Origin of the sequence: Streptomyces sp. NPDC051909 (assembly GCF_040681095.1) — a bacterium.
Taxonomy (GTDB): domain Bacteria; phylum Actinomycetota; class Actinomycetes; order Streptomycetales; family Streptomycetaceae; genus Streptomyces.
Window position 1 is genome coordinate 98,619 of record NZ_JBFAYA010000008.1, and the last position, 26,535, is coordinate 125,153.

The following is a 26,535-nucleotide window of genomic DNA, read 5'->3' on the forward strand; positions in this document are numbered from 1 at the left end:
CCATGAGGGGGCGGCCCCGCACACCAGGTGCGGGGCCGCCAGGCGATCAGGGCGCGGGCTCAGAGCCGGTCGAGGATCTTCTTCAGCTGGGCGATCTCGGCGGTCTGGGTCCGCACCACGTCGTCGGCGACCTTCTTCGCCTCCGGGTCGGCGCCGCCCTTCTGCTCCGTCTTCGCCATGTCCACCGCGCCCTCGTGGTGCGCGATCATCAGCTCGGCGAACTTCCGGTCGAAGTCCTTGCCCTTCGCCGCGGCGAGGTCCGCCATGTCGGCGTCGGACATCATCCCGGCCATGGCGTGACCGGAGTGGCCGGAACCGCCGGCCATCGCCTCGGGCTTGCCCCAGGCCTTCAGCCAGGCCGTCATCTTCTGGATCTCGGGGTCCTGGGCCTTCTCGATCGCCGCGACGATCTTCTTGATCTCCGTGTCCTCGGCCCGCCCGTCGGCGAGCTTCGCCATCTCCAGGGCCTGCTGGTGGTGCGGGATCATCATCTGCGCGAACATCACGTCCGCGTCGTTGAAGGACCCGGCGGAGGACCCGGCGGAGGCGGTCGCGGTCGCGGAGGCGGAGGTCTTCCCGCCGTGGTCCATCCCGCTCATCGAGTCGTTGCCGTCACCCGACCCGCCGCAGGCGGCGAGCAGCAGCCCGGCCGCGGCGACGGCGCCGGTCACGGCGAGACGGCGGGTGGTGGTGTTCCTGACGTTCTTGATGGCACGCATGGGTGTCACACCTCGTGTGATGTCGTTCCTGTGGTCGGTCGTACGCGTCTGCGGGCAGGCGTCGGAGAACGCCCGCGGGGCGGTACGGCCTAGATCCGCAGGATCGACAGGGTGGCGAGGTCGGGCGGCCGGGGCGGCGGCGCGTTCGGGCGCAGGGCCGCGAGGAGCCGGGCGAGCGGCGGGACGGTGCGGTCGAGGCGGGCGCGCCGCAGGGCTGCGCGGACGAGCGCGGCGAGCAGCCAGGCCCCGAGGACCGCCACGCACAGCGTGGTCATGTCCATTCCGCCGCCGGAGTCGTGCGAGGACGAGGGGACGGAGGCGGGAGCGCCGTGGCCCGCCGCCTCGGGCGGGGAGTCGCCGGCCTCGTGGTGGACGGCCGCGGCGCCGTGGTGGGCCGCCGCCCCGCCCGCAGCGTCGCGGGAGGAGCCCTCCGGGTGGCCGACCGCGTGCATGACGAAGACCCCGAGCGCGAGCAGGACGACGAGCAGCAGGTGCGCCAGGGCACCGCCGACCGGCGTCCGGCCGCGACCGCGTTCCTGTCCCGTCACGTCCGCTCCTCCTCTCCCTCGTCCCCACCGACCCTACCGAATACCCCGGACAGGTACCTGTCCGGGCGCCCGTCCGGGCGCCGAGTCCCGACATGGACGGAGGCCGGTGCCGCCCCGCTGCTGCGGGCGGCACCGACCTCCGGTTCACGCCGTGACGCTCAGGGCGTGCGGGTCACTCGACGGTCTCGCCGGACATGGCGGCCGCGAGGCGCAGATGCGGCGCGGCCTCGTCCGGGCGGCCCTGCCGCTCCAGGGTGCGGCCGAGCATCAGACGGGCGTAGTGCTCGACCGGGTCGCGCTCCAGGACCGTGCGGAGCTCCTCCTCGGCCTTCGAGAGCTGCGCCGAGTGGTAGTACGCCCGGGCGAGCAGCAGTCGCTGGGACGTCTGGTCCGGGTGCTCGGCGACCAGACCGCGCAGGATCCGCGCCGCCGTCAGGTACTCCTTCGCCTCGAAGAACAGCTGCGCGCGGCTCCAGCGGTCGGCCGGCGTGCCGAACTCGTAGTACGTCTCGTCGCTCACTGCTCACTCTCTCCATGCGGTCCTGCTGCCGGGTTCTTACGGCCGCGACAACACGGAAAGGTCGTTGAACATTCCACCGATATTCGGTGGGTGGGTCCGACCCCCTCCGCACCCCGACGGGAATAGGTTGAGCGCCATGAGCAATCTCGACCGCCAGGCCACCCTCCAGGTCTGCGGTGGCCGGGGCTTCGTCGTCGCCGAACCGGTGCGCGAGCTCCTCAGCCCCCGCCACGTCCAGCTCGGCGAATCGACGGAGGTCCGCCGACTGCTCCCCAACCTGGGCCGCCGCATGGTCGGCGCCTGGGCCTTCGTCGACCACTACGGCCCCGACGACATCGCCGACGAGCCCGGGATGCAGGTCCCGCCGCACCCGCACATGGGCCTGCAGACCGTCAGCTGGCTCCACGAGGGCGAGGTGCTGCACCGCGACTCCACCGGCAGCCTGCAGACCATCCGCCCCCGCGAGCTGGGCCTGATGACCTCCGGCCGGGCCATCTCCCACTCCGAGGAGAGCCCGAAGTCCCACGCCCGCTACCTCCACGGCGCCCAGCTGTGGGTCGCCCTCCCCGACGCCCACCGCGACGTCGAGCCCCACTTCCAGCACCACGCCGAACTGCCGCAGGTCGCCGCTCCGGGCCTGACCGCGACCGTCATCCTCGGCGAACTCGACGGCGCCGCCTCACCCGGCACCACCTACACCCCCCTGGTCGGCGCCGACCTCGCCCTCGCCGCCGGCACCGAACAACGCCTCCCGCTCGACCCGGACTTCGAGTACGCCGTCCTCGCCATGTCCGGCGAGGCCCACGTCGACGACGTCCCCGTACTCCCCGGCTCCATGCTCTACCTCGGCTGCGGCCGCACCGAACTCCCCCTCCGCGCAATCTCCGACGCCGGCCTGATGCTCCTCGGCGGCGAGCCGTTCGAGGAGGAGATCGTCATGTGGTGGAACTTCGTGGGCCGCACGGACGAGGAGATCCGCGTGGCGCGCGAACAGTGGATGACCGGCGACCGCTTCGGCGACGTGGTCGGCTACGCCGGCGACCGCCTGGACGCCCCGGAGGTCCCGCCGACCCAGCTGAAGGCCCGGGGCCGGGTGCGCTGACCCCGCCCGTGTCACCGAACGTGATCCAGCGCGCGCCGGCCCGGAACCCGGTGCGCGTTCGGGTGCGGATCCGGCCGGGATCAGATCACTCGGCCGGCCGCTCGTTGATCAGGGAGCCTTCGCGCAGCCAGCGGACGAACGCGAAAGCCCAGGTCGCGAAGAGGAGCAGCAGCAACACCAGCGCGAGGAGCCAGGGGGCGGGGCGGGACCATCCGGCGAGGAGGGCGGCGACGGCGGCCGTGACGAGCACGGCCTGCACCGACGTGTAGGCGGAGGGGTGGCGGTCGTAGTCCGCCAGGGTGGCCAGGAGCACCACCGTGGTGACCAGCATCGCGGCCACGGACCCGCCCATCAGCCAGCTCACGGCGACCGGCGTGCGGTGATCGGCGGCGTGCTCCACCAGCCCGACCATGCCCGCACCGGCAGCCGCCACGGCCATGGTCATCGGCAGGTGCGTGAAGATCCATGTCGCCAGGGAGTGGCCGGTCTCGCGGGGCGGCTGCCCGGACACCAGATCGGCGTAGTTCCACCAGAAGCCGAAGCCGATCGCCAGCCCGAGCAGGCCCGTGGTCGTCACGAGGACGCTGCGCTCGGTGTCGGCCAGGCCGTTCACGACACCGATGACGACCTCGCCGAGCACGATGATGATGAACAGCCCGAAGCGCTCCACCATGGCGTCGGTCACGACGTCGTAACTCGGCCTTCTGCGCCAGAAGACGAGAATGACGCACTCCACGCCGCACCACGCGACGACGAACACCGCCCAGACGACGAGACGGACGCCGGCCGACAGCGGCACCGATGCGGCGATCAGGGCGATGCCCGCGACCATGACGATCAGATAGCGTCGGGGCGTGCTGCGCAGCTCCGGCAGGTCCTGCCGGTAGACGGAGTACCACTGGTAGCTGAGCAGGGCGAGGAGCAGTGCGTAGAGTGCCGCCAGGGTGCGCCCGTCGTCGCCGTCGGCGTGGCCGACGTACACCGCCATGAGGGACAGCAGCAGCATCTGCACGAAGATCAGCGAGCGGGTGTGGCCGTCTTCGCGGCCGTGCAGTTCGTAGAAGAGCGTGCCGTTCACCCAGGCGATCCAGATCAGCCCGAAGAGCACCGCGAAGGTCGCCGTGCCTCGCCAGGAGAGGTCCTCGGCGAGGGTGTGGGCCGCCTGGCCGACGAGGACGACGTAGACGAGGTCGTAGAAGAGCTCCATGAAGCTGACGCTGCGACCGGTGTCCACCTCGCCGTGGCGCCGGGGCGGGCGGAAGAGCCATCGCCGGGTACCGGTGCCCAGGGGGACCGCCTCCGCGGTGACGGGGCGGGGCTCCGGGGCGCTGTCGGACATACGAGACTCCTGGGGGACGCGGCCGAACGTGGGGCGAAGCGATGGTGACGGCTGCGCCGCCGCGGCGGCCGCGGACGCGCCGCGGGGAGTCGGACGACCGTCGGTGATTCGACAGGGCGGAGCAGCGGGGCGCGCCCGGCGGCAGGAGTCCCGTCGGCCCACCAGGGACCGCTGCCGCGTACGTCGGACCGGACCGGCTTCCCGGCGGTCCCTCCTCCGTTACGGAAGGCAGCCGGGGCGCTGGGCGTGCGCCGGGTCGAGGGCGTTGAGGACCAGTCGGGTGGCGGTGGGGTCGTAGCCGATGTCGGTGTGCTCGGTGAGCGACAGCGGGCAGTGGTCCTGCACGGTCTGGGCGGCGACGTTCGGGGCCGGCCGGAGGAAGGACGACGTGTACGGGGTGACGACCTCGTCGTAGCGGCTGGCGATCACCGTGTACGAGACGTCCGGCGCCGTCTCGCCTCCCTCGTTGAGCGCGGTCACGAAGCCGGAGCCGGTGACCTGCTGGGCACAGGCGCGGCCCGGGCTTCCGCTTCGAGGCGCTGCTCGCCCTCCGTACCCGCTCCCTCGACGCGCGGAGGACGAAGGGGGAAGTGTGAGCGGGCGCCGACACGGCAGTGCGGCGACACGGCCGTGCCCGCCGGCGGGGGAGCCGGCGGGCACGGCGACGTCCGGCGGCGGGTCAGGCGCCCGCCCGCCGCTTGTTCCACACGTCGAAGCCGACCGCCGCGAGCAGCACGAGCCCCTTGATGACCTGCTGCCAGTCGGTCCCGACCCCGACCAGGTTCATGCCGTTGTTGAGCACACCGAGGACGAGCCCGCCGATGATGGCGCCCAGGATGGTGCCGACACCGCCGCTCATCGACGCCCCGCCGATGAACGCGGCGGCGATGGCCTCCAGTTCGAAGTTCACGCCCGCCTTCGGCGAGGCCGCGTTGAAGCGTGCCGCGAAGACGAGGCCGGCGAGCGCCGCGAGCATCCCCATGTTGAGGAACACCGCGAAGGTCACCTTCCGGTCCTTCACCCCGGACAGCTTCGCGGCGGGCAGGTTGCCCCCGATCGCGTACACGTGCCGCCCGATCACCGCGTTGCGCATCACGTAACCGAAGCCGACGAGCAGTACGGCCAGGATCAGCAGCACCACGGGCGCGCCCTTGTAGCTGGCCAGCAGCAGGGTCGTGACCAGGACCGCGGCGACGAGCGCCGTCACCTTCAGCGCGAACAGGCCGGTGGGGAGCGTCTCCAGGGCGAACTCCCGCTGCCGGCGGCGGTCCCGTACCTCCTGGAACACCACGTAGGCGACCAGTCCCAGGCCGAGCAGCAGGGTCACGTTGTGGTAGTTGGTCCGCGGCCCCACCTCCGGCAGGAAGCCGTTGGCGAGCTTCTGGAGTCCGTCCGGGAACGGGCCGAGGGTCTGCCCCTTCAGGAAGATCTCCGTGAGCCCGCGGAACAGCAGCATGCCGGCGAGGGTCACGATGAACGACGGTATGCCGACGTACGCGATGAAGAATCCCTGCAGCGCACCGGCGACGGCGCCGAGCAGCAGGGTGACGAGCACCGCGACGGGCCAGGAGACCTGGTGCTGGACCATCAGCACCGCCCCGATGCCACCGACCAGGGCCATCAGGGAGCCCACCGACAGGTCGATGTGTCCGGAGATGATGACGATCATCATGCCGATGGCCAGGATGAGGATGTAGCTGTTCTGCAGCACCAGGTTGGAGACGTTGCGCGGCAGCAGCAGGTCGCCGCCCGTCCAGATCTGGAACAGCAGCACGATCAGGCCGAGCGCGAAGAGCATCCCGTACTGGCGCATGTTGCGCCGGACCCCGTCCAGGAGCACCCCGACCAGCGGTGTGCCACGCGTCGTCGGGGCGCCGCCCGGGGGCGCCGGGGCGCTCTTGTCCATGCTGATGTCGGTGCTCATGCCTGGTGTCCTTCGTCGGGGGCGGCGCTCGCGGTTCCGGCCGTCGGGGTGGGGGTGTCCTGTGTCATGTGCCGCATCAGGACCTCCTGGGTGGCGTCCTCGCGGGAGACCTCGCCGGTCAGCCGGCCCGCGGCCATGGTGTAGATGCGGTCGCACATGCCGAGCAGTTCGGGCAGCTCGGAGGAGATGAAGAGAATGGCCTTGCCCTCGGCGGCGAGCCGGTCGATCACGGTGTAGATCTCGAACTTGGCTCCCACGTCGACTCCGCGCGTCGGCTCGTCGAGGACGAGGACGTCGGGACCGGCGAGGATCCACTTGCTGAGCACGACCTTCTGCTGGTTGCCGCCGGAGAGGCGGCCGACCGGTTCGAGGACGTTCGGCGCCTTGATGTTCATGGTCCGCCGGTACCGCTCGGCCACCCTGCGTTCCTCGTGCCCGTCGACGACCCCGCGGCGGGCGAGGGCGCCGAGCGACGCGAGCGAGATGTTCCGGCTGACCGAGTCCCCGAGGTTGAGCCCGTAGTGCTTGCGGTCCTCCGTGACGTACGCGATGCCGTGGGCGACCGCCTCGGGCACCGTACGGGTCCGCACCTCGCGGCCGTCCTTGAGCACGGTGCCCCGCTCGTAGTGGCCGTAGGAACGGCCGAAGACGCTCATGGCGAGTTCGGTGCGGCCGGCCCCCATGAGTCCCGCGACGCCGACGATCTCCCCGCGGCGCACCTGGAGCGACACGCCGTCGACGACCTTGCGGCCGCGGTCGAGCGGATGCCGTACGGTCCAGTCCCGGATGTCCAGGACGGGTTCGGCGTCGGCCGGGCCCTCGTACGGCGTGCGGTCGGGGAACCGGCTGTCCAGGTCGCGTCCCACCATGCCGCGGATGATGCGTTCCTCGGTGGTGGCCGGGTCCCTGACGTCGAGGGTCTCGATGGAGCGCCCGTCGCGCAGGATGGTGACGGAGTCGGCGATCCGGGCGATCTCGTTGAGCTTGTGCGAGATGATGATCGAGGTGATGCCCTGATCCTTCAGCTCCCGCATCAGCCGCAGCAGCTTCGCGCTGTCCTCGTCGTTGAGCGCCGCGGTGGGCTCGTCGAGGATCAGCAGACGCACGTTCTTGGCCAGTGCCTTCGCGATCTCCACGAGCTGCTGCTTGCCGACCCCGATGTCGGCGACCCGGGTCTCGGGGTGTTCGTCGAGACCGACCCGCCGGAGCAGTTCCGCCGCCCGGCGCAGCGCCTCGTGCCAGTCGATGACGCCCCGTCGGGACGGCTCGTTGCCGAGGAAGATGTTCTCGGCGATCGACAGATACGGTACGAGCGCGAGCTCCTGGTGGATGATCACGATGCCGTGCCGCTCACTGGCCCTGATGTCCCTGAAGCGGCACGGCTCGCCGTCGAAGAGGATCTCCCCCTCGTAGCTGCCGTGCGGGTGGACGCCGGACAGGACCTTCATGAGGGTCGACTTCCCGGCCCCGTTCTCCCCGCACAGGGCGTGCACCTCGCCCCGCTCCACGGACAGGGTCACCTCGGAGAGCGCCCTGACCCCGGGGAAGGTCTTGACGATGGACCGCATCTGGAGGAGGGGCGGTGTCATCGCAGTGCACCGGCGTCGATGTAGCCGGAGTCGACCAGGACCTTCTGGTAGTTGGACTTGTCGACGCTGACCGGGTCGAGCAGGAAGGCCGGGACCACCTTCTTGCCGTTGTCGTAGGTGGTGTCGTCGTTGATCTCGGGCTTCTTGCCGGCGAGGACGGCGGTCACCATGTCCGAGGCGACCTGCGCGAGCGCGCGCGTGTCCTTGTAGACGGTCTGCGTCTGCTGGCCCGCGATGATCGACTTCACGGAGGCGACCTCCGCGTCCTGGCCGGTGACGACCGGCAGCGGCTTGGCGGGGCTTCCGTAGTCGTCGGACTTCAGGGCGGACAGGATGCCGATGGAGATGCCGTCGTAGGGGGACAGCACGGCGTCGACCCGGGCCGTGGCGTACGAGGAGGTCAGCAGGTCGTCCATGCGCTTCTGCGCCGTCCCGCCGTCCCAGCGCAGCGTGGTGACCTGGTTGAGCTGGGTCTGCTGGGAGCGCACCACCAGCTGCTTCTTGTCGAGGTAGGGCTTCAGCACCTTCATGGCGCCGTTGAAGAAGTACTTGGTGTTGTTGTCGTCGTTGGACCCGGCGAACAGCTCGATGTTGAAGGGGCCCTTCTTGGCGCCGCCCTTCAGACCCAGCTTGTCGACGATGTACGTGGCCTGGAGCTCGCCGACCTTCTCGTTGTCGAAGGAGGCGTAGTAGTCGACGTGCGGGGAGCCGAGGATGAGCCGGTCGTAGGAGATCACCGGGATGTGGGCGTCCGCCGCCTGCTGCAGGACGTTGGACAGGGCCTCGCCGTTGATGGCGGCCACGACCAGCGCGTCGACGCCCTGGGTGATCATGTTCTCGATCTGGGCGACCTGCTGGTCGGGGTCGTCCTCGCCGTACTGCAGGGTCGTGGCGAAACCGGCCTTCTTCAGGCTCTCGGTCATGTTCCGGCCGTCGGCGATCCACCTCTCGGAGGACTTGGTGGGCATGGCGATGCCGATGGTGAGGTCCTTCTTCTCCTTGGACTCCTGGCTGCCGCCCTCGCTGTTCTGTCCGCAGCCGGTCAGGAGCAGGGCGCAGCCGGTGGTCACGGCCAGGAGGGCGGATACGGATCGGAACTTCTTCATGGGCGTTACCCCAATCCCGTCGTCGAGGGCGGCTCCGACCGGTCGGGCCCGGCGGCGGCGCGTGTCCCCGCACCGCCAGGAGGGCACCGCTCCGGCTCGGTGCCAGGGCGTCGGCGCCCCGGTCGAGCTAGATTGTTAGCGCTCACAATGGTGTGTCACAAGAGGCGCTAAGGTTTTTCTCGGATCGATGCACAGCCGTAAGCAGACGCAGAGCCGTAAGCAGGGGGAAGGGAGGCAGACGTGGCGCATCCCGCGGAAGACGTCCGCCCGCCGACGATGGCCGACGTCGCGCGAGAGGCGGGTGTCTCCCACCAGACCGTCTCGCGGGTGCTGAGCGGCCATCCCAACGTGCGCGCCGCCACCCGCGAACAGGTCACCGCGGCCATCGAACGGCTCGGCTACCGCCGCAACTCCGCCGCCCGCGCCCTGGTCACGCGCCGTACGAGGACGCTGGGCGTCATCGCCGTCAACACCGCCCTGTACGGCCCCGCCAGCACCCTGACCGGTCTGCAGGAGGCGGCGCGGGAGCAGGGCTACCTCGTCTCGACCGTCAATCTGCGCGCCGGCGAGGGGCAGGGGCTCAAGGACGCCATCGACCACCTCGCCTCCTGGGGCGTGGAGGGCGTCGTGGCCATCACCCCGCAGCGCTCGCACGTGCGGGCGCTCGCCGAACTGGACGCGCCCTTCCCCGTGGTCACCGTGGAGGGCGGCCATCGGCTGGACCTGCCCGGTGTCTCCCTCGACCAGGAGCTCGGCGCCCGCATGGTCACGGAGCACCTGCTCGCCGCCGGGCACGGCACCGTCTGGCACGTGGCGGGCCCCGAGGACTGGCTGGAGAGCGAGGCCCGCACCGCCGGATGGCGCGCCGTCCTGGAGGAGAGCGGCATCCGGCCCCCGCGCGTCCTGACGGGGGACTGGAGCCCGCTGTCCGGCTACCGGGCCGGACAGGAACTCGCCGGGCTCGCCCTGGCCCGGCGCGGGGCGGCACCGGTCACCGCGGTCTTCGTCGCCAACGACCAGATGGCGCTCGGCGTCCTGCGGGCGCTGCGCGAGGTCGGGATCCGCACCCCCGCCCAGGTGGCCGTCGCCGGCTTCGACGACATCCCGGAGGCCGAGTACTTCCCGCCGCCACTGACGACGGTGCGCCAGGACTTCGCCGCCATCGGGCGCCGCAGCATCGGGCTCCTGGTGGACCACATCGAGGGGCGGGCCGAGAAGGCCGAGCACCTGCTGGTGGAACCGCAGCTCATCATGCGCGCGAGCACGCGCCCCTCGGGCGACGTCTGACCGGGAGGGCCGGGCGCGACCGGTCGCCGCTCCCGCCTGAGTGAGCGCTCACCTCAAGGGTCACTTCTCCCTTCGAATCTTCCCCGGAACTGCGAGCAGCTCTTGTCCGACCTCGTTGTTAGCGTTAACAATCAGGGTGCTCCTCCGGCCCCTGCCCATGACGAGAGAGACCCCATCGTGACGACACACCACCCCGAGGACTGCACCATCGGAGTCGACTTCGGCACCCTCTCCGGGCGCGCCGTCGTGGTCAGGGTCCGGGACGGCGCCGAACTCGGTTCGGCGGTCCACGAGTACCGCCACGCCGTCATCGAGGACCGTCTGCCCTCCACCGGCGCCCCCCTGCGCCCCGACTGGGCCCTGCAACACCCCGAGGACTGGCGCGACGTCCTGCGTACGGCCGTCCCGGCGGCGGTCGCCGTCGCGGGCGTCGACCCCGCCCGCGTCATCGGCATCGCCACCGACTTCACCGCCTGCACGGTCCTGCCGACCACCCCGGACGGCGCCCCGCTCGCCCTGACGCCCGAGTGGGCCGACCGCCCGCACGCCTGGCCCAAGCTGTGGAAGCACCACGCGGCCCAGGAGCAGGCCGACCGCATCAACGCCCTCGCCCACGCCCGCGGCGAGAAGTGGATCGCCCGGTACGGCGGCAAGATCTCCGCCGAGTGGCAGTACGCGAAGGCCCTGCAGGTCCTGGAGGAGGACCCGGCCGTCTACGCCGCCTGCGCCCGCTGGATCGAGGCCGCCGACTGGATCGTCTGGCAGCTCACCGGCACCGAGTCCCGCAACACCTGCACCGCCGGCTACAAGGGCATCCACCAGGACGGCGGCTACCCCTCACCCGGCTTCCTCGCCGGGCTCCACCCGGACTTCGCCGACTTCCCGTCCACGCGTCTGGAACACCCGCTCTCCCCCCTCGGCTCCCGGGCCGGCGGGCTGAGCTCCCAGGCCGCGCACTGGACCGGCCTTCCCGAGGGCATCGCCGTCGCCGTCGGCAACGTCGACGCCCACGTGGCCGCACCCGCGGCGGGCGCCGTCGAGAACGGACGGATGCTCGCCATCATGGGCACCTCCACCTGCCACGTCCTCAACGGCGCCGCCCTCGCCGAGATCCCCGGCATCTGCGGCGTCGTCGACGGCGGCATCGTCCAGGGCGCCTACGGCTACGAGGCCGGCCAGAGCGCCGTCGGCGACATCTTCGCCTGGTGGCTCAGGCAGGGCGTGCCGGACCACTACCGCGCCGAGGCGGAGGCGACCGGCGAGGACCTCCACGAGCTCCTGACCCGCAAGGCCGCCGCCCAGCCGGTCGGCGCGCACGGCCTGGTCGCCCTGGACTGGATGAACGGCAACCGTTCCCCCCTGGTCGACCACCATCTCTCCGGAGTCGTCGCCGGCCTCACCCTCGACACCCGGCCAGAGGACGTCTACCGGGCACTCCTCGAATCCACCGCCTACGGCACCCGGCTGATCGTCGAGGCCTTCGAGGACGGCGGGATCCCCGTCGAGGAGTTCATCGTCACCGGAGGCCTGAAGAAGAACGCGCTGCTCATGCAGATCCACGCCGACGTGCTCCGCCGCCCCGTCTCCCTCGGCACCTCCGAACAGGGACCGGCGCTCGGCTCGGCCATCCACGCTGCCGTCGCCGCGGGCGCGTACCCCGATGTCCGCGCCGCCGCCGCCGTCATGGGCGGCGTCCGGCGCCACGCGTACCTGCCCGACCCCGCGCGGGCGGACGCCTACGACGCGCTGTTCGGCGAGTACCGGGCCCTGCACGAGCACTTCGGCACCGGCGCGGACCTCCTCCTGCACCGCCTGCGCCGGATCCGTAACAGCGCACGCGCCACCACCGCCGACTGACCGGGCCGCTTCCCCGGCTCACCGGGTTCCACCGGCCCCACCACTCGACTCCAGCACCTCCGAGGAGCACACCCGACATGACGCCAGCCACGACCGACCGCGAGATCTGGTTCCTCACCGGCAGCCAGGCCCTCTACGGCGACGACACCCTGGCCCAGGTCGCCGACCAGTCCCGCGCCATCTGCGCGACCCTCGCCGACCAGCCCCAGCTGCCCGTCCGCCTCGTCTGGAAGCCGGTCCTCACCGACGCGGCCGCCATCCGCGCGGTCTGTCTGGAGGCCAACGCCGACGACCGCTGCATCGGCCTGATCGCCTGGATGCACACCTTCTCCCCGGCCAAGATGTGGATCGCCGGCCTCGACGCCCTGAGCAAGCCGCTCCTGCACCTGCACACCCAGGCCAACCGACGGCTGCCCTGGTCCACCATCGACATGGACTTCATGAACCTGAACCAGGCCGCCCACGGCGACCGCGAGTTCGGCTTCGTCCAGACCCGACTCGGCGTCCCGCGCAAGACCGTGGCGGGCCATGTCTCCACGCCCGAGGTCATCGACCGCATCGCCGGCTGGGCCCGCGCCGCCGTCGGCCGCGCCGAACTGGCCACCCTCAAACTCGCCCGCTTCGGCGACAACATGCGCGACGTCGCCGTCACCGAGGGCGACAAGGTCGAGGCACAGCTGCGGTTCGGCGTCTCGGTCAACACCTACGGCGTCAACGACCTCGTCGCCGCGGTCGACGCCGCCGACCAGGACACCGTCACCGCCCTCGTCAAGGAGTACGAGGACCGCTACGCCCTCGCGCCCGAGCTGCGCCCCGGCGGCGAGCGCCACGAATCCCTGCGCTACGCCGCCCGCATCGAGGCCGGCCTGCGCGGCTTCCTCACCGAAGGCGGCTTCCGCGCCTTCACCACCAACTTCGAGGACCTCGGCGGCCTGCGCCAGCTGCCCGGCCTCGCCGTGCAGCGCCTGATGGCGGACGGCTTCGGCTTCGGCGGCGAGGGCGACTGGAAGACCGCCACCCTGCTGCGCACCCTGAAGGCGATGGGCCACGGCCTGCCCGGCGGCACCTCCTTCATGGAGGACTACACCTACGACCTCACGCCCGGCCGGGAACTCATCCTCGGCGCCCACATGCTGGAGGTCTGCCCCTCGATCACGACGGCGACGCCCAGCTGCGAGATCCACCCGCTCGGCATCGGCGGACGCGAGGACCCGGTCCGCCTCGTCTTCGACGCGGACGCCGGTCCGGCCGTCGTCGTCGGCCTCGCCGACATGGGCGACCGGTTCCGCCTCGTCGCCAACCGCATCGACGTCGTCGCCCCGCCCGAGCCGCTGCCCAAGCTCCCCGTCGCCCGCGCCGTCTGGCGCCCCCGCCCCGATCTGCGTACCTCCACCGAGGCCTGGCTGACGGCCGGAGCACCGCACCACACCGTCCTGACCACGGCTCTCGTCGGCGAGGAGCTCGACGACCTCGCCGAGATGCTGCGGACCGAACTCGTCGTCATCGACGAGGACACCACGATCCGAGACTTCACCCGCGAGCTGCGCTGGAACCAGGCCTACCACCGGCTGGCCCAGAGCCTGTGAACACGCCCGCCGCCACCCCCACCACCCCCACCAGAACGGAGTCCTCCGTGAGCACGACCGTTTCCGAGGAACTGCGCCGGGAGGTCCTCGAGGCCAACCTCCGCATCCCCCGAGCCGGGCTCGCCACCCTCACCTGGGGCAATGTGAGCGGGGTCGACCGACAGGCCGGCGTCTTCGTCATCAAGCCCTCGGGGGTGTCCTACGACGACCTGAGCGAGAAGGACCTGGTCGTGGTCTCCCTGTCCGACGGGAGCGTCGTGGACGGGCGGCTGCGCCCGTCCACCGACACGGAGACCCACCGCAGTCTCTACCTGGCCTTTCCCTCCATCGGCGGCGTGACCCACACGCACTCCACCCACGCGGTCGCCTTCGCCCAGGCCCGGCGCCCGATCCCGGTGCTCGGCACGACCCACGCGGACACCTTCAACGGTCCCGTGCCCGTCACCGCGCCCCTCACCCCCCGACAGTGCGCCACGGACTACGAGTTCCACACCGGCCAGGTCATCGTGGACCTCCTCGACCGTGACGACACCCGGGCCCGGGAGGTCCCCGGCGCCCTGGTCGCCCACCACGGCCCCTTCACCTGGGGCGCCGACGCCACCGCGTCCCTGGAGCACGCCATCATCTGCGAGGCGGTGGCCGAGATGGCCCTCCACACCATCGCCCTGGGCCCGGTCGAACCCCCGCAGCACCTCCTGGACCGTCACTTCACGCGCAAGCACGGCCCGGACGCGTACTACGGAAACCCACCGTCAGTTCCGCGCCCGTCGCAGCCCGGACCTCGTCGACCGTGACGCCGGGGGCGAGTTCCGTCAGGACGAATCCGCGCTCGGTGATGTCGACGACGGCGAGGTCGGTGATGACGCGCTGGACGACGGCCCGGCCGGTGAGGGGCAGGCTGCATACGTCGACGAGTTTGGGCGTGCCGTCCTTGGCGGTGTGCTCCATCAGGACGATGACCCGCCCGGCGCCGTGGACGAGGTCCATGGCGCCGCCCATGCCCTTGACCATCTTGCCGGGGATCATCCAGTTGGCGAGGTCGCCGGAGGAGGAGACCTGCATGGCGCCGAGGACGGCGGCGTCGATGTGGCCGCCGCGGATCATGCCGAAGGACAGGGCGGAGTCGAAGAAGGACGCGCCGGGCAGGGTGGTGACGGTCTCCTTGCCGGCGTTGATCAGATCGGGGTCGAGTTCGTCCTCGGTCGGGTAGGGGCCCACGCCGAGGATGCCGTTCTCGGACTGCAGGACGACCTCGACGCCGGGCGGGAGGTGGTTGGGGATGAGGGTCGGCAGGCCGATGCCGAGGTTGACGTAGCTGCCGTCGGTCAGTTCCCGGGCGGCGCGGGCCGCCATCTGCTCGCGGGTGAGGGCCATCTCAGGCGTCGCCTTCCGGTCGGACGGTCCGGCGCTCGATACGCCGCTCTGCGGTGGGGTCGCCCGGGGTGACCCGGACGACGCGCTGGACGAAGACGCCCGGCAGATGGATCTCGTCGGGGTCGAGTTCGCCCGGTTCGACGAGATGGTCCACCTCGGCGACGGTGATCCGCCCCGCCATGGCGGCCAGCGGGTTGAAGTTGCGGGCCGAGGAGCGGAAGACGAGGTTGCCGTGCCGGTCGCCGATGGTGGCCCGGACCAGCGCGAAGTCGGTGGTGATGCCGTGTTCGAGGAGGTACGGGCGCCCGCCGAACTCCCGGGTCTCCTTGGCGGGCGAGGCGACGGCGACGGCACCGCCCCCGGGCGCGTACTTCCAGGGCAGTCCGCCCTCGCCGACCTGGGTGCCGGTTCCGGCGGGGGTGTAGAAGGCGGGGATGCCCGCGCCGCCGGCCCGCAGCCGCTCGGCGAGGGTTCCCTGCGGGACGAGTTCGACCTCCAGCTCCCCGCTCAGGTACTGGCGGGCGAACTCCTTGTTCTCGCCGACGTACGAGCTCGTCATGCGGGCGATCTGCCCGGCGGCGAGCAGCAGGCCGAGGCCCCAGTCGTCGACGCCGCAGTTGTTCGACACGATCTCCAGGCCGCTCAGCTCACGCTGCCACAGGGCGTCGATCAGCGTGCCCGGTATCCCGCAGAGGCCGAAGCCGCCCACCGCGAGCGAGGCCCCGTCGGGGATGTCGGCCACCGCCTCCGCCGCGCTCGCGACCGTCTTGTCCAGACCCATACGGATCCCTTTCCCTCGGGCAGCCGGATGACCTCGCCGGTCAGAGCCGGTGCCGCTACCAGCGACGAGCACGGAGCCTAGGCAGCGTGATGAGGGCGCAACCATGTCTGTCACCGCCATAGCACCGGGGTGTGGTGTGTGGGTGACCGCTGCCTCCGCGGTACGCGGCGGAGGCAGCGGAGCCGGCGAGGGAACGCGGGCCGAGCAGCCTCAGGCCGAGCAGCCGGAGTCCGCGAGGACGTAGTAGCCGGGTGCCGTCTGCTTCAGGGTGTGCGTGGTGAAGGTGTTCCACAGCCCCATGGCCTGCTGGGAGCCGTTGGCGTAGGTGTAGCCGCCGCTCTGGTAGGCGCGCCCGGCGGCCACCTGGTCGTAGTTGCTCGCCGTGTGGCAGGTGGCCCGGAAGCCGGTGGTCGTGGCGGAGACCTGCGCCGACGCCGCGCCCGTGGCACCGGCGGAGTCGACCGCCGCCACGGTGTAGGCGTACGTGGTGGCGGTGGACAGGCCGGTGTCGGTGTACGAGGCCGACGTGGTGGTGCCGACCTTCGTACCGCCGCGGTACACCTGGTACGAGGCGGCGCCGCCGACCGGGCTCCAGCTCAGCGACACGGTCGTGTCGGTGGTCCCGCCGACCGTCAGCCCCGTCGGCGCGGGCAGGGTGCCCGGGGTCCCCCCGCCGCCGCCCTCGCCGTCGAGCCCCCAGAAGCGGGCCGTGTGGTAGCTGGAGCAGATGGTGTCGAGGTAGTACGTTCCGGTGGTGCCGCACTGCTCGGCGCCGCTGCCCGGGTCGACCGCGAGGCCGTGCGCCATGCCGGAGACCGAGTAGACCGACACGGCGGGCCTGCCGCCGGCGTCGTCGTACTCGCTCAGCGTGGTGCCGCCGGAGAGGCTCTCGGTGCGGGAGGGCGTCTGGCCGATGCCCCAGACGTTCGTCCACTGGTCGCGCAGCTCGGTGGCGTTGGCCGGTACGACGGTGGTGTCCGAGGTGCCCTGCCAGATCGCCACCCGGGGCCAGGAGGTGGTGCCGGCCGGTGCGGCGGAGCGCACGAGGTCGCCCCACTGGGCGGGCGTCTTGTTCGGCGGGCTGTACATGCAGGTGTACGCGGCGGACACGCTGGTCGCGCAGAGGGCGGGCAGCCCGGAGTCGATGGAGCCGCCGGCGAAGACATCGGGGTAGGCGGCGAGCATGTTCGCCGTCATCCCGGCGCCGGCGGACAGGCCGGTGATGTAGACGCGGCCGGTGTCGCTGCCGTAGCGGGCGACGGCCGTGTCGACCATCTGCTTGAGGGACAGGGCCTCGCCCTGGCCGCGCGTGCTGTCCGCCGAATCGAACCAGTTGAAGCAGGAGTTCGCGTTGTTCGCGCTGGTGGTCTGGGGGAAGACGACCGCGAACTCGTACTGGTCGGCGAACTTCGGCCAGCCCGAGTGGGCGTAGTAGTCGCTCGCGCTCTGCGTGCAGCCGTGCAGGGCGAGGACGAGCGGCGCGCCCGCCGGGAGGCCGTCCGGCGCGTAGGCGTGCATGGTCAGGCTGCCGGGGTTGGAGCCGAAGCCGGTGACCTGGGTCAGTCCGGCGGCCGAGGCCTGGGGGCCCACGGCCACCAGACCCCCGGTCAGGGCGAGGGCGCCCGCCGCGGCGGTGAGCCAGCGACGGATGCCGCCGAAGACGCGGCGGCCCTTCGCGGCGCGGAACGGAGGGTACGGCTGTCCCATGGCTGATGCCTTCCGAGGGGGGGATGGGGAGGCACCGGCGGAACGCGGCTCGGGCCGCCGGTGTGGCGTGCATCATGCGGGCCCGCTCGCCGGAGAGACCATGGGCGGGACAGCCAGCCTTGGCGGAGGCCGAGTGTGACGGCCCTCCATGGTCCGGCCCGCGCGGCGGCATGTAGGGGAAGAACCGCCGCGGGGCAAGGCGTCGTTCGGCCACCTGACGAGGTGGTGTCGGAACCCATTGGCTATCGATGGATGGTGGGTGGCACGCCCATATCTGACGGCCCGACCGCGTCATAGCCTCCCGCGGGTCCCTGTCCATGAGCCTCGGAGGCACACCGATGCATCGCCCCACCTTCCGTACCGCACCCCGCCTCTGGCGGCGGGGCGCGCCCGCGGCACTCGCACTCGCCGCACTCACCCTCGGCACCGCACCGGCGACGGCGACGCCCTCCGCGCCCGGCGGGCACTGCGCCCGCCAGGCGCAGGTCCGCGTACCGGGCGCCGCACACCAACAGGCCGTCTGCCTCGACGAACTGACCACGGCCGGCACCGTCGCCTCGGGCCACACCGACCCGGCGGACTGGGCCGGACTCACCCCCAAGGACCTGGCCGTCCCCAGCGGAGTGCCCGGCATCCAGATCGACGGCTACTTCCCCGACACCTCCACCACCAACACCAACCACGGCTGGAACCACGACGCCCAGTTCGTCATCCGGATGCCCGACCGGTGGAACGGCGGCCTCGTCGTCGCCGGCACCCCCGGCAACCGCGAGCAGTACGCCAACGACCGGGCCATCGCCGACTGGGTGCTCGCCCGCGGCTACGCCTACGCCGCCACCGACAAGGGGAACACCGGCCTCGCCTTCTACCGGGACGGCAAAGCGCCCGGCGACGCCATCGCCGAATGGAACGACCGGGTCACCCAGCTGACCCGCGCGGCCCGCGCCACGATCGCCCAGCGCTACCACCGCCCGCCGACCCGCACCCTGGTCACCGGCCTGTCCAACGCCGGCTATCTGGTCCGCTGGCAGCTGGAGAACCACCCCGAGCTCTACGACGGGGGAGTGGACTGGGAGGGCACGCTGTGGCGCTCCGACGGCCCCAACCTGCTGGACTTCCTGCCCCGGGCGCTGCGCGACCACCCCGTGTACGCCGCGGGCGGCGAGGGCGCCGAGGAGGCACGGCGGCGGATGCACGCGGCCGGCTTCCCGGAGGGGTCGGAGTTCCTCTGGCCGTACCACCACAAGGTCTACTGGGACCTGACCCAGCGCATCTACCGCGAGGAGCTGGACCCCGGCTTCGACGGAGCGGCCGAGGCCGGCACCCCGTACTGCGCGACGGGCACACCGGCCTGCGACACCGACTACGACTACGCCGCCCGGCCCGACGAGGTGAGGCAGGCGGTGGCGAAGATCGGCCTGACGGGGCGGATCGGGAAGCCGCTGCTCACCCTGCACGGCACCCTGGACGTCCTGCTGCCGATCGGACAGGACTCCGACGTCTACGCCCGCATGGTGCGCGAGGCCGGCCGCGGCCATCTGTTCCGCTACTACCGGATCGAGGGCGGCACCCACACGGACTCCCTCGTCGACTCCTTCCCGGGCCGGCTGCGCCCGCTCACGCCGTGCCACCGCACCGCGTTCACGGCCCTGGAGCGCTGGCTCGCGACCGGGCACCGGCCGCCCGCCTCCGGCACGGTCGCGCGGCCCGTCGAGACGGATCCGGTCACCCTCGCGAACACCTGCTCGCTCGGGTAGATCCAGCTATTCCATGGTGTGCAACACCACTAGTAGCCACTGGTTTATATGTGTCGCACACATGGGAGCGGTCTTGGGCTCTCCCTACTGTTTCCGGCCATGACGAACACATTTCCCACGCCGGTTCCCCTGCCGCCGCCCGCCGCCGCGCTCGATCTGAGCGGGCGGACGGCGCTGGTGACCGGCGGCGGCAGCGGCATCGGCCGGGCCTGCGTCCTCGCCCTGGCCCAGGCCGGCGCCGACGTCCACGTGGTCGACCGGGACGCCGCGGCGGCCAAGGCCGTGGCCGAGATCGCCGGCGGCACGGCCCACGTGGCCGACCTCGCGGACGGGGGAGCCGTCGACCTCCTCCCGTCCGCGGTCGACATCCTGGTCAACAACGCCGGTCTCCAGCACGTCGCGCCGCTGACCGAGTTCCCGCCGGAGCGCTTCGAGCTGATCCAGAAGGTGATGGTCACCGCCCCGTTCCTGCTGATGCGCCGGGTCATGCCGCACATGTACGCACAGGGCTGGGGCCGGATCGTCAACGTCTCCAGCGTCCACGGACTGCGGGCCAGCGCCTACAAGTCCGCCTACGTCGCCGCCAAGCACGCCCTGGAGGGGCTGAGCAAGGTCGCCGCGATCGAGGGCGCGCCGCACGGCGTGACCAGCAACTGCGTCAACCCCGGCTATGTCCGCACCCCCCTCGTCGAGGGCCAGGTGCGCGACCAGGCCGCCGCCCACGGCATCAGCGAGGGCGACGTGCTCAGCAACGTCATGCTGGCCCGCTCGCCCGTCAAGCGGCTCCTGGAGTCCGAGGAGGTCGCCGCCGCGGTCCTCTGGCTGTGCGGCCCGCACACCGGCTACCTCACCGGCGCCTCCCTCCCGCTCGACGGCGGCTGGACCGCGGGCTGACCCCGTACCACCACCCGCACCCCCCGTACCCCCTGCCGTATCACCCCATCACCACCCCCCGTACCGTCCCGTCCCATCCGTTCGTGAAACCGGTGAATCCATGTCTGACACCACCACCAAGCCGAGAGGCGGCATCGGCCGCATCGTCGGAGCGAGCCTGATCGGCACCACCATCGAGTGGTACGACTTCTTCCTCTACGGCTCGGCTGCCGCCCTCGTGTTCAACACGCTGTTCTTCCCCAGCGCGGACCCGCTGGTGGGCACGCTGATCGCGTTCATCACGTACGCCATCGGGTTCGCCGCCCGCCCGCTCGGCGGGATCGTCTTCGGTCACTTCGGGGACAAGATCGGCCGCAAGAAGCTGCTGGTGGTCAGCCTGCTGATGATGGGCGGCGCGACCTTCGCGATGGGCCTGCTGCCCACGTACGGGGCGGTCGGCGTGTGGGCGCCGATCCTGCTGACCGTGCTGCGCCTCGTCCAGGGCTTCGCGCTCGGCGGCGAGTGGGGCGGGGCCGTTCTGATCGTCTCCGAGCACGGTGGCGACAAGAACCGCGGCTTCTGGGCGTCCTGGCCGCAGGCCGGCGCCCCCGGCGGCAACCTGCTCGCCACCGGCGTCCTCGCGCTGCTCGCCGCGTTCCAGTCGGACGCCGCCTTCCAGTCCTGGGGCTGGCGTGTGCCGTTCCTGCTGTCCGGTCTCCTCGTGGTGATCGGTCTGTGGATCCGCGTCTCGGTGTCCGAGTCCCCGGTGTTCCTGGAGGCCCAGCGCAAGGCCGAGGCCGCCGCCGCGCAGGGTGTGAAGGAGAAGGCCCCGGTCGTCGAGGTGTTCAAGCGCAGCTGGCGTGAGGTGCTGTCCGCGATCGGCACCCGGTTCGGCGAGAACATCTCGTACTACATCCTCACCTCCTTCCTCCTCGTGTACGTCACCACCCACCTGGGACTGCCGAAGAGCACCGCGCTGAACGCCGTCCTGATCGGCTCCGCCGTCCACTTCGTCACCATCCCCGCGTGGGGCGCGCTGTCCGACCGCGTCGGCCGGCGGCCGGTCACCCTCATCGGCTCCGTGGGCATGGCCGTCTGGGCGTTCGTCTTCTTCGGCCTCGTCGACTCCAAGTCGTTCGTGGTGATCACGCTGGCCGTCACCGCCGGTCTGCTGCTGCACGGCGCGATGTACGGACCGCAGGCCGCGTTCATCTCCGAGATGTTCGACACCAAGGTCCGCTACTCCGGCGCCTCCATGGGCTCGCAGCTCGCCTCGATCCTCGCCGGCGCCCTCGCCCCGATCATCGCGGTCGAGCTCCTCAAGGACTACGGTAGCTCCACGCCCATCAGCGTCTACCTGTGCGCGGCGGCCGTGATCACCACCATCACGGTGGCCGTCACGCGGGAGACCCTCGGCCGCGACCTCAGCCGCGCCAAGGACGAGCAGACCGCCGCGGCCCCCGCGGTCACCGCGGGCGACCCGGCCTGACCCCGCCCCGTACCCGAGGCGCCCGGTCTGCCGTGAGTGAGGGCACGGCAGACCGGGCAACGCCGTGCCCGCCCCCCCGCTCCCGCCCCCGACGCCACCCGCCCGAGACGAGGCCCCATGACCGCGGACCGCAGCGCACACCCCCGGACGCAGACGGCCGGCGAGGCCGCCGCCCGCAGGCTGGTGGACCTCCTGGCCGCCGACGCGCCCGCCGAGGAGCTCGCCCTCCAGCCGGCCCGCTCGCGCGCCGACGGAGCCGACGCGGCCGAGGCGGCCCGGATCGAGGAGACCACCGAGGCCGCCCTCGCCGTGCGGCGGGTGCTCGACCAGTACCGCCGCCGGGAGGCGGAACTGGTCGCGCTGTTCGACACCGCGGGCGACCTGGCCGTGCTGCGGGACCTCGACACCGTGCTGCGCGCCATCGTCCGGCGCGCCCGCACCCTCCTCGGCGCCGACATCGCCTATCTCACCCTCAACGACCCGGTCGCGCGGGACACGTTCATGCGCGTCACCGACGGATCCGTCTCCGCCGCCTTCCAGCAGCTCCGCCTCGGCATGGGGGAGGGCCTCGGCGGCCTGGTCGCACAGACCGCCCGCCCCTACGCCAGCACCGACTACCGCTCCGACCGGCGCTACCGCCACACCGGGACGATCGACGACGGCGTGGCCGAGGAGGGGCTGCGCGGGATCCTCGGCGTCCCGCTGCGGCTCGGCGAGGAGATCATCGGCGTCCTCTTCGCGGCCGACCGGACCCCGCGCGAGTTCACCCCCGACGCCATCGCCCTGCTCGCCTCCCTCGCCGACCACGCCGCCGTCGCCATCGACAGCGCGCGCCTTCTGGAGGAGACCCGCGACACCCTCACCCGGCTCGAAGCCGCCAACGCGACCGCGCGCGCCCACAGCGAGGCCCTGCACCGGGCCTCCGACGCCCACGACCGGCTGACCAGGCTCGTGCTGCGCGGCGCGGGCGTCGACGAGATGGCCGCTGAGATCGCGGCCCTCCTCGGCGGCGGAGTGGCCGTCCACGACACCGACGGCAGCGAACTGGCCCGGGCCGGCACCGGACCGGTCACCCCCTCCGCCGAAAGCCTCGCCGCCTCCCGCACCGAGGGCCGCGCGGTCCGCACGGACGGCGTCTGGACCTGCGCCGTCCTCGCCGGTTCCGAGCCGCTGGGCGGCATCGTCCTGACCGGACGCGGCGACCTCTCGGAAGCCGACCGCCGCCTCTTCGAACGCGCGGCGCTGGTCACCGCGATGCTGCTGCTGATGCGCCGGTCCGTCGCCGAGACCGAGGACCGGGTGCGCGGCGAACTCCTCGACGACCTCCTCGCGGGCCCCGACTCCTCCGCCCACTGGGACCCCGGCAGCCACACCCTGCGCGCCCGGCGCCTGGGCGTCGACCTCGCCCGGCCGCACGCCGTCGCCGTCCTCGACTGCGAGCCGGCCCTGCGCCCCCGGCTCGCCGCCGAGACCGCCCGCACCGCCCGCAGGCTCGGCGGTCTGGCCGGCACCCGGCACGGCCGTGTCGTCCTGCTGGCACCGGCCGACCCGCCCGGCGCCCTCGCCCGCGGCCTCGCGACGGACCTCGCCCGCGTCCTCGGCACCCCCGTCACCGTCGGCGCCGCCGGCCCCGGCACCGGACCCGAGCAGCACGCCGCCCTGCACGCCGAGGCCCTGCGCTGCCTCACCGCGCTCCACACCCTCGACCGCACCGGAGACGGAGCCGACATCGCCGACCTGGGCTTCCTCGGCGTCCTGCTGGGCGACCGGGCCGATGTCGGCGCGTACGTCGAACGCGTCCTCGGACCGGTCATGGCGTACGACGCCGAGCGCGGCACCGACCTGCTGCGCACCCTCCACGCCTACTACGAGCAGGGGGCCAGCCTCTCCCGGGCCAAGGACGCCCTCCACGTGCATGTGAACACGGTCGTCCAGCGCCTCGACCGCGTCGCCCAACTCCTCGGCCCCGACTGGAACAGCCCCGCCCGCGCCCTGGAGACCCACCTGGCGCTCCGCCTCCACCAGCTCACCCGCGGCGCCGCCGGGCGAGGTGATCTCTGTTGCCCCGGGGACGTCCATCGGTGATGATCCCGGTCATGTCCGAATCCATGACAGCCCTGGTCATCGGCCTCCTGGTCGCGCTGATCGCCCTGTACCGAGACCGCTCCCGAAGATTCGGGGGCCCCGCCGCCGACTTCACGCCCGCCGCGTACGGACTGGTCCCGCGCGAAGTCCTGGACGCCGGGCGGGCCGGGGCTCCGCAGCCGGCGCACCGGCTCCAGGAGATGCAGGCCGTCGCCGACGCGGCCTGGGGCGGCGACTGGCGTGCGGCCGCCGCGTACGTCGCGGCCGCCGGTGACGACTGGGACGCCCGCTGGTCCCGTACCGAAGTGCTCCAGGAGATCGCGGGCGAGGGCGACCAATGGGTGGAGAAGTGGCGGTCCGCGGAGCCGGAGAACGCCGACGCGGCCACGCTGTACGCGAGCCTGCTCCTGCACCGGGCCTGGTATGTCCGGGGCACCGGGTACGCCCACGAGGTCCTGGACTCGGACATGAAACGGTTCGAGGCGATGCTGCCGCAGGCGATGAGCGCCGCGGCCGACGCCTCGAAGCTCGACCCCCGCAACCCCGGCCCCTGGGTCGTCATGATCACCGCGGCGCGCGCGATGTCGTACTCCCACAAGCAGTTCCGCGTCCTGTGGAGGGAACTGACCGCTCGCGCCCCGTACCACTACTCCGGCCACTGGCAGGCCCTGCAGTACTGGTGCGGCAAGTGGCACGGCTCGGACCGGCTGATGCTGGCCTTCGCCCGGCAGGCCGTCGACCGCGCCCCCGCCGGAAGCCCGCTCGCCGGCATCTACCTCCACGCCCTCCAGGAACTGGACAAGCGCGGCAGCACCGGCGGAATACGAGCCCGCATGTCCCGCGGGACCCTGGAGCGGGTCGCCCAGTCGCTCGGGCATGTCTCCCCCGACGACGAGGCCCTTCCGCGGCTGCGGCACCTGCTGGCGCACTACCTGCTGAAGGCGCGCAGTCACGAGGCGGCCCTGGAGCAGTTCCGGCTGATCGGCCGCTGGTGCGGCGCGTTCCCGTGGACCGCGTTCGGCGACCCGGTCGTCGCGTTCGACCACGCCCGAGCCGTCGCCGCCCGGCGGGCGAAGCCCCAGGCCGGTTCGAGGGGCACGGCGACGATGCCCCTGTAGCGGACCGCCGGGCAGGACGGAGCGTGGCACCGACGCCCCCGGACCGGCGCGCGCACCGCGCTGCGTGCCTGCTGAGCCCGGCCCGGCTCAGCGGGCACGGCTCAGGACTGCGTCGCCGGCTTCAGGACGACGAAGTCGGCGTTCGCCCGGTCCAGGCACACGGCGAGGCGGCCCACGCCCTCCGCGTCCTCCGGGCCCATCTGCACCGTGCCGCCGTGGCCGGTGGCCGCCGCGACCGCCGCGTCGCAGTCGTCGACGGCGAACACCGGGTGCCAGTACGGGCGTCCGCCGGCCAGCGCGAGATCGTCCTTCGACATCTCCATCAGGCCGCCCTGCATCCGGTCTTCCGGCAGCCCGGCGGGCGTGATGAGGGTGTACGTGCCGTCGGCGCCGCCGCCCGGCAGCGGCATGTCGCTGAACTGCCAGCCGAAGACGCTGCCGTAGAACTCCTTCGCCGCGGCGGCGTCGCTCGTGTACAGCTCGGTCCAGTTCAGCGAGCCCGCCTTGTCCACCAGCTCGACGCCCGTGCTGTCACCCGGCTGCCAGACCGCGAACTGCCCGCCCAGCGGGTCGCTGTACTGCGCCATCCGGCCCCACTCCCCGAGATCCCGGGGCGCCACCCGGACCGTGCCGCCGGCGCGCTCGACGGCCTCGGTCGTCGCGTCCGCGTCGGCGACCGTGTAGTAGATCATCCAGGCCGAGCGCGCCCCCTTCTCGGTGAGCTCGCCGAGCCCGGCGACGATCTTGCCGTCCTTCCGGAACATGCCGCCCTCGCCCTGCATCTCCTCCTCGCCCGCGCCGCCGGTCATCGGCTCGTAGTCCCAGCCGAGGACGGCGCCGTAGAACGCCGCCGCGGCGGCGACGTCGGGCGCGCCGAGGTCGAGCCAGCAGGGGGTGCCGGGAACGAAGTCAGTGGTGATCATGGCCCTTGCCTTTCACGGGGCCCGGCGCTCGCGAGCGGTGGCCGGCGTGCGTCCAGGTCCCCCACGGGTGGATTCCGTACCACCTCACAGCCTGACATCCGGCACTGTCAGGCGCCGCCCGGCCGCCGAACGGCAGGGGCGCACGGGTGACCCGGCGCGATACGGTCCCGGCATGCCTGGAACCGCCGCTCGAACCGCCGCGCACATCGCCGCCGACGACCTGCACGAAGCCGTACGGCTCGCCGTCGCCACCCTCCGGGACGCGCCGCCGGACGCCTGGGAGGGCAGGGCCGGGACACTGGAGTGGGACTGCTGGGAGACGGTCGAGCACCTGGCCGACGACCTCTTCGCGTACGCCGTCCAACTCGGGCCCGCCGCCCCGCCGTCGGACGGTGACGTGCCGTTCGTCTGGCAGGCCCGGCGCCCCGGCGGGCCCGCGAACGCCGTCCACGCGGACCGCGCCGCCGGCCCCGCCGGACTGCTCCAGGTCCTGGAGGCCTGCGGCGCCCTGCTCGTCGCCATGGTGCGCACCACATCCCCGGAGACCCGCGCCTACCACGCCTACGGGGTGTCCGACCCCGAGGGCTTCGCCGCGATGGGCCTGGTGGAGACCGTGGTCCACGCCCACGACCTCGCCGCCGGCCTCGGCCTGTCCTGGGAACCGCCCGCCGCTCCCTGCGCCCGCGCCCTCGCCCGCCTCTTCCCCACCGCGCCGACCGACACGCCGCCCTGGCCCACCCTGCTCTGGGCCACGGGCCGCGCCGAGCTGCCGGGCCGGCCGAGGGTCACGACGTGGCGCTGGGACGGCACGGTCCGGACCGCCGGGACCGCCGGTCCGGCCTGAGTGTCAG

Annotated in this window: 23 protein-coding genes; 11 read left to right on the forward strand and 12 right to left on the reverse strand. The window is 72.3% G+C overall.

What is annotated here, in order from left to right; genetic code table 11:
* Positions 1–59: 59 nt before the first annotated feature.
* The 3 genes from AB0M18_RS15090 to AB0M18_RS15100 all read right to left on the reverse strand — a co-directional run bounded on the left by AB0M18_RS15090 (position 60) and on the right by AB0M18_RS15100 (position 1,787).
* A complete protein-coding gene (locus AB0M18_RS15090) occupies positions 60–719 on the reverse strand; it encodes a DUF305 domain-containing protein (RefSeq protein WP_365757819.1) in 660 nt (219 codons plus the stop codon).
* Between the two features lie 89 nt (positions 720–808).
* The gene (locus AB0M18_RS15095) at positions 809–1,267 is read right to left on the reverse strand and encodes a DUF6153 family protein (protein ID WP_365757821.1); all 459 of its coding nucleotides are present in this window, start codon (positions 1,265–1,267) and stop codon (positions 809–811) included.
* 172 nt (positions 1,268–1,439) lie between these two features.
* The gene (locus AB0M18_RS15100; protein ID WP_365757823.1) at positions 1,440–1,787 is read right to left on the reverse strand and encodes a tetratricopeptide repeat protein; all 348 of its coding nucleotides are present in this window, start codon (positions 1,785–1,787) and stop codon (positions 1,440–1,442) included.
* Positions 1,788–1,923: 136 nt separating this feature from the next.
* On the opposite strand from AB0M18_RS15100, the gene AB0M18_RS15105 reads away from it, so the two are divergent.
* Complete coding sequence (locus AB0M18_RS15105; RefSeq protein WP_365757825.1) at positions 1,924–2,889, forward strand: pirin family protein; 966 nt, start codon at positions 1,924–1,926, stop codon at positions 2,887–2,889.
* A gap of 85 nt (positions 2,890–2,974) precedes the next feature.
* Here the strand turns inward: AB0M18_RS15105 and AB0M18_RS15110 are convergent, their stop codons facing one another.
* The 5 genes from AB0M18_RS15110 to chvE form a co-directional block, all read right to left on the reverse strand.
* A complete protein-coding gene (locus AB0M18_RS15110) occupies positions 2,975–4,228 on the reverse strand; it encodes a low temperature requirement protein A (RefSeq protein ID WP_365757827.1) in 1,254 nt (417 codons plus the stop codon).
* A 219-nt stretch (positions 4,229–4,447) separates the two neighbouring features.
* Entirely contained in the window at positions 4,448–4,708 is a 261-nt protein-coding gene (locus AB0M18_RS15115) for a hypothetical protein (RefSeq protein WP_365757829.1), read from the reverse strand.
* A 199-nt stretch (positions 4,709–4,907) separates the two neighbouring features.
* The gene (gene mmsB, locus AB0M18_RS15120; protein ID WP_365757831.1) at positions 4,908–6,152 is read right to left on the reverse strand and encodes a multiple monosaccharide ABC transporter permease; all 1,245 of its coding nucleotides are present in this window, start codon (positions 6,150–6,152) and stop codon (positions 4,908–4,910) included.
* The gene (mmsA, locus tag AB0M18_RS15125) at positions 6,149–7,741 is read right to left on the reverse strand and encodes a multiple monosaccharide ABC transporter ATP-binding protein (protein ID WP_365757833.1); all 1,593 of its coding nucleotides are present in this window, start codon (positions 7,739–7,741) and stop codon (positions 6,149–6,151) included. Before mmsA ends, mmsB begins: the two co-directional genes overlap by 4 nt.
* Positions 7,738–8,847: a multiple monosaccharide ABC transporter substrate-binding protein gene (gene chvE, locus AB0M18_RS15130; protein ID WP_365757835.1), complete on the reverse strand. Its 1,110-nt coding sequence runs from the start codon at positions 8,845–8,847 to the stop codon at positions 7,738–7,740. The genes mmsA and chvE overlap by 4 nt, the downstream gene beginning before the upstream one ends.
* Before the next feature lie 240 nt (positions 8,848–9,087).
* Between chvE and AB0M18_RS15135 the strand changes: the two genes are divergently transcribed.
* From AB0M18_RS15135 to araD, 4 genes are all read left to right on the forward strand, one after another.
* The gene (locus AB0M18_RS15135) at positions 9,088–10,134 is read left to right on the forward strand and encodes a LacI family DNA-binding transcriptional regulator (protein ID WP_365757837.1); all 1,047 of its coding nucleotides are present in this window, start codon (positions 9,088–9,090) and stop codon (positions 10,132–10,134) included.
* 177 nt (positions 10,135–10,311) lie between these two features.
* Positions 10,312–11,991 carry a ribulokinase gene (araB, locus tag AB0M18_RS15140; RefSeq protein ID WP_365757839.1) on the forward strand — a complete coding sequence of 560 codons (1,680 nt, stop codon included), beginning with the start codon at positions 10,312–10,314 and terminating at the stop codon, positions 11,989–11,991.
* 77 nt (positions 11,992–12,068) lie between these two features.
* Complete coding sequence (gene araA / locus AB0M18_RS15145) at positions 12,069–13,577, forward strand: L-arabinose isomerase (RefSeq protein WP_365757841.1); 1,509 nt, start codon at positions 12,069–12,071, stop codon at positions 13,575–13,577.
* Positions 13,578–13,624: 47 nt separating this feature from the next.
* Complete coding sequence (araD, locus tag AB0M18_RS15150; protein ID WP_365757843.1) at positions 13,625–14,371, forward strand: L-ribulose-5-phosphate 4-epimerase AraD; 747 nt, start codon at positions 13,625–13,627, stop codon at positions 14,369–14,371.
* Here the strand turns inward: araD and AB0M18_RS15155 are convergent.
* From AB0M18_RS15155 to AB0M18_RS15165, 3 genes are all read right to left on the reverse strand, one after another.
* Entirely contained in the window at positions 14,286–14,951 is a 666-nt protein-coding gene (locus tag AB0M18_RS15155) for a CoA transferase subunit B (RefSeq protein WP_365757845.1), read from the reverse strand. The genes araD and AB0M18_RS15155 overlap by 86 nt on opposite strands.
* 1 nt (position 14,952) lies before the next feature.
* Positions 14,953–15,732, reverse strand: coding sequence for a CoA transferase subunit A (locus AB0M18_RS15160; RefSeq protein WP_365757847.1), 780 nt, complete (start codon positions 15,730–15,732; stop codon positions 14,953–14,955).
* A gap of 210 nt (positions 15,733–15,942) precedes the next feature.
* Positions 15,943–17,439: a PHB depolymerase family esterase gene (locus AB0M18_RS15165; protein ID WP_365757849.1), complete on the reverse strand. Its 1,497-nt coding sequence runs from the start codon at positions 17,437–17,439 to the stop codon at positions 15,943–15,945.
* A gap of 338 nt (positions 17,440–17,777) precedes the next feature.
* Between AB0M18_RS15165 and AB0M18_RS15170 the strand changes: the two genes are divergently transcribed.
* From AB0M18_RS15170 to AB0M18_RS15190, 5 genes are all read left to right on the forward strand, one after another.
* Positions 17,778–19,196, forward strand: a complete 1,419-nt coding sequence (locus tag AB0M18_RS15170) for a tannase/feruloyl esterase family alpha/beta hydrolase (RefSeq protein ID WP_365757851.1) — start codon at positions 17,778–17,780, stop codon at positions 19,194–19,196.
* A 99-nt stretch (positions 19,197–19,295) separates the two neighbouring features.
* Complete coding sequence (locus AB0M18_RS15175) at positions 19,296–20,090, forward strand: 3-hydroxybutyrate dehydrogenase (RefSeq protein ID WP_365757853.1); 795 nt, start codon at positions 19,296–19,298, stop codon at positions 20,088–20,090.
* Between the two features lie 100 nt (positions 20,091–20,190).
* Positions 20,191–21,558 carry an MFS transporter gene (locus AB0M18_RS15180; RefSeq protein WP_365757855.1) on the forward strand — a complete coding sequence of 456 codons (1,368 nt, stop codon included), beginning with the start codon at positions 20,191–20,193 and terminating at the stop codon, positions 21,556–21,558.
* A gap of 117 nt (positions 21,559–21,675) precedes the next feature.
* Entirely contained in the window at positions 21,676–23,643 is a 1,968-nt protein-coding gene (locus AB0M18_RS15185; RefSeq protein WP_365757857.1) for a GAF domain-containing protein, read from the forward strand.
* Positions 23,644–23,654: 11 nt separating this feature from the next.
* Positions 23,655–24,761 (forward strand): hypothetical protein, encoded by a 1,107-nt coding sequence (locus AB0M18_RS15190; protein ID WP_365757859.1) that lies wholly within the window; start codon positions 23,655–23,657, stop codon positions 24,759–24,761.
* A 101-nt stretch (positions 24,762–24,862) separates the two neighbouring features.
* Here the strand turns inward: AB0M18_RS15190 and AB0M18_RS15195 are convergent, their stop codons facing one another.
* The gene (locus tag AB0M18_RS15195) at positions 24,863–25,684 is read right to left on the reverse strand and encodes a VOC family protein (RefSeq protein WP_365757861.1); all 822 of its coding nucleotides are present in this window, start codon (positions 25,682–25,684) and stop codon (positions 24,863–24,865) included.
* A 172-nt stretch (positions 25,685–25,856) separates the two neighbouring features.
* Between AB0M18_RS15195 and AB0M18_RS15200 the strand changes: the two genes are divergently transcribed.
* Complete coding sequence (locus AB0M18_RS15200) at positions 25,857–26,528, forward strand: maleylpyruvate isomerase N-terminal domain-containing protein (protein ID WP_365757863.1); 672 nt, start codon at positions 25,857–25,859, stop codon at positions 26,526–26,528.
* Positions 26,529–26,535 lie beyond the last annotated feature (7 nt).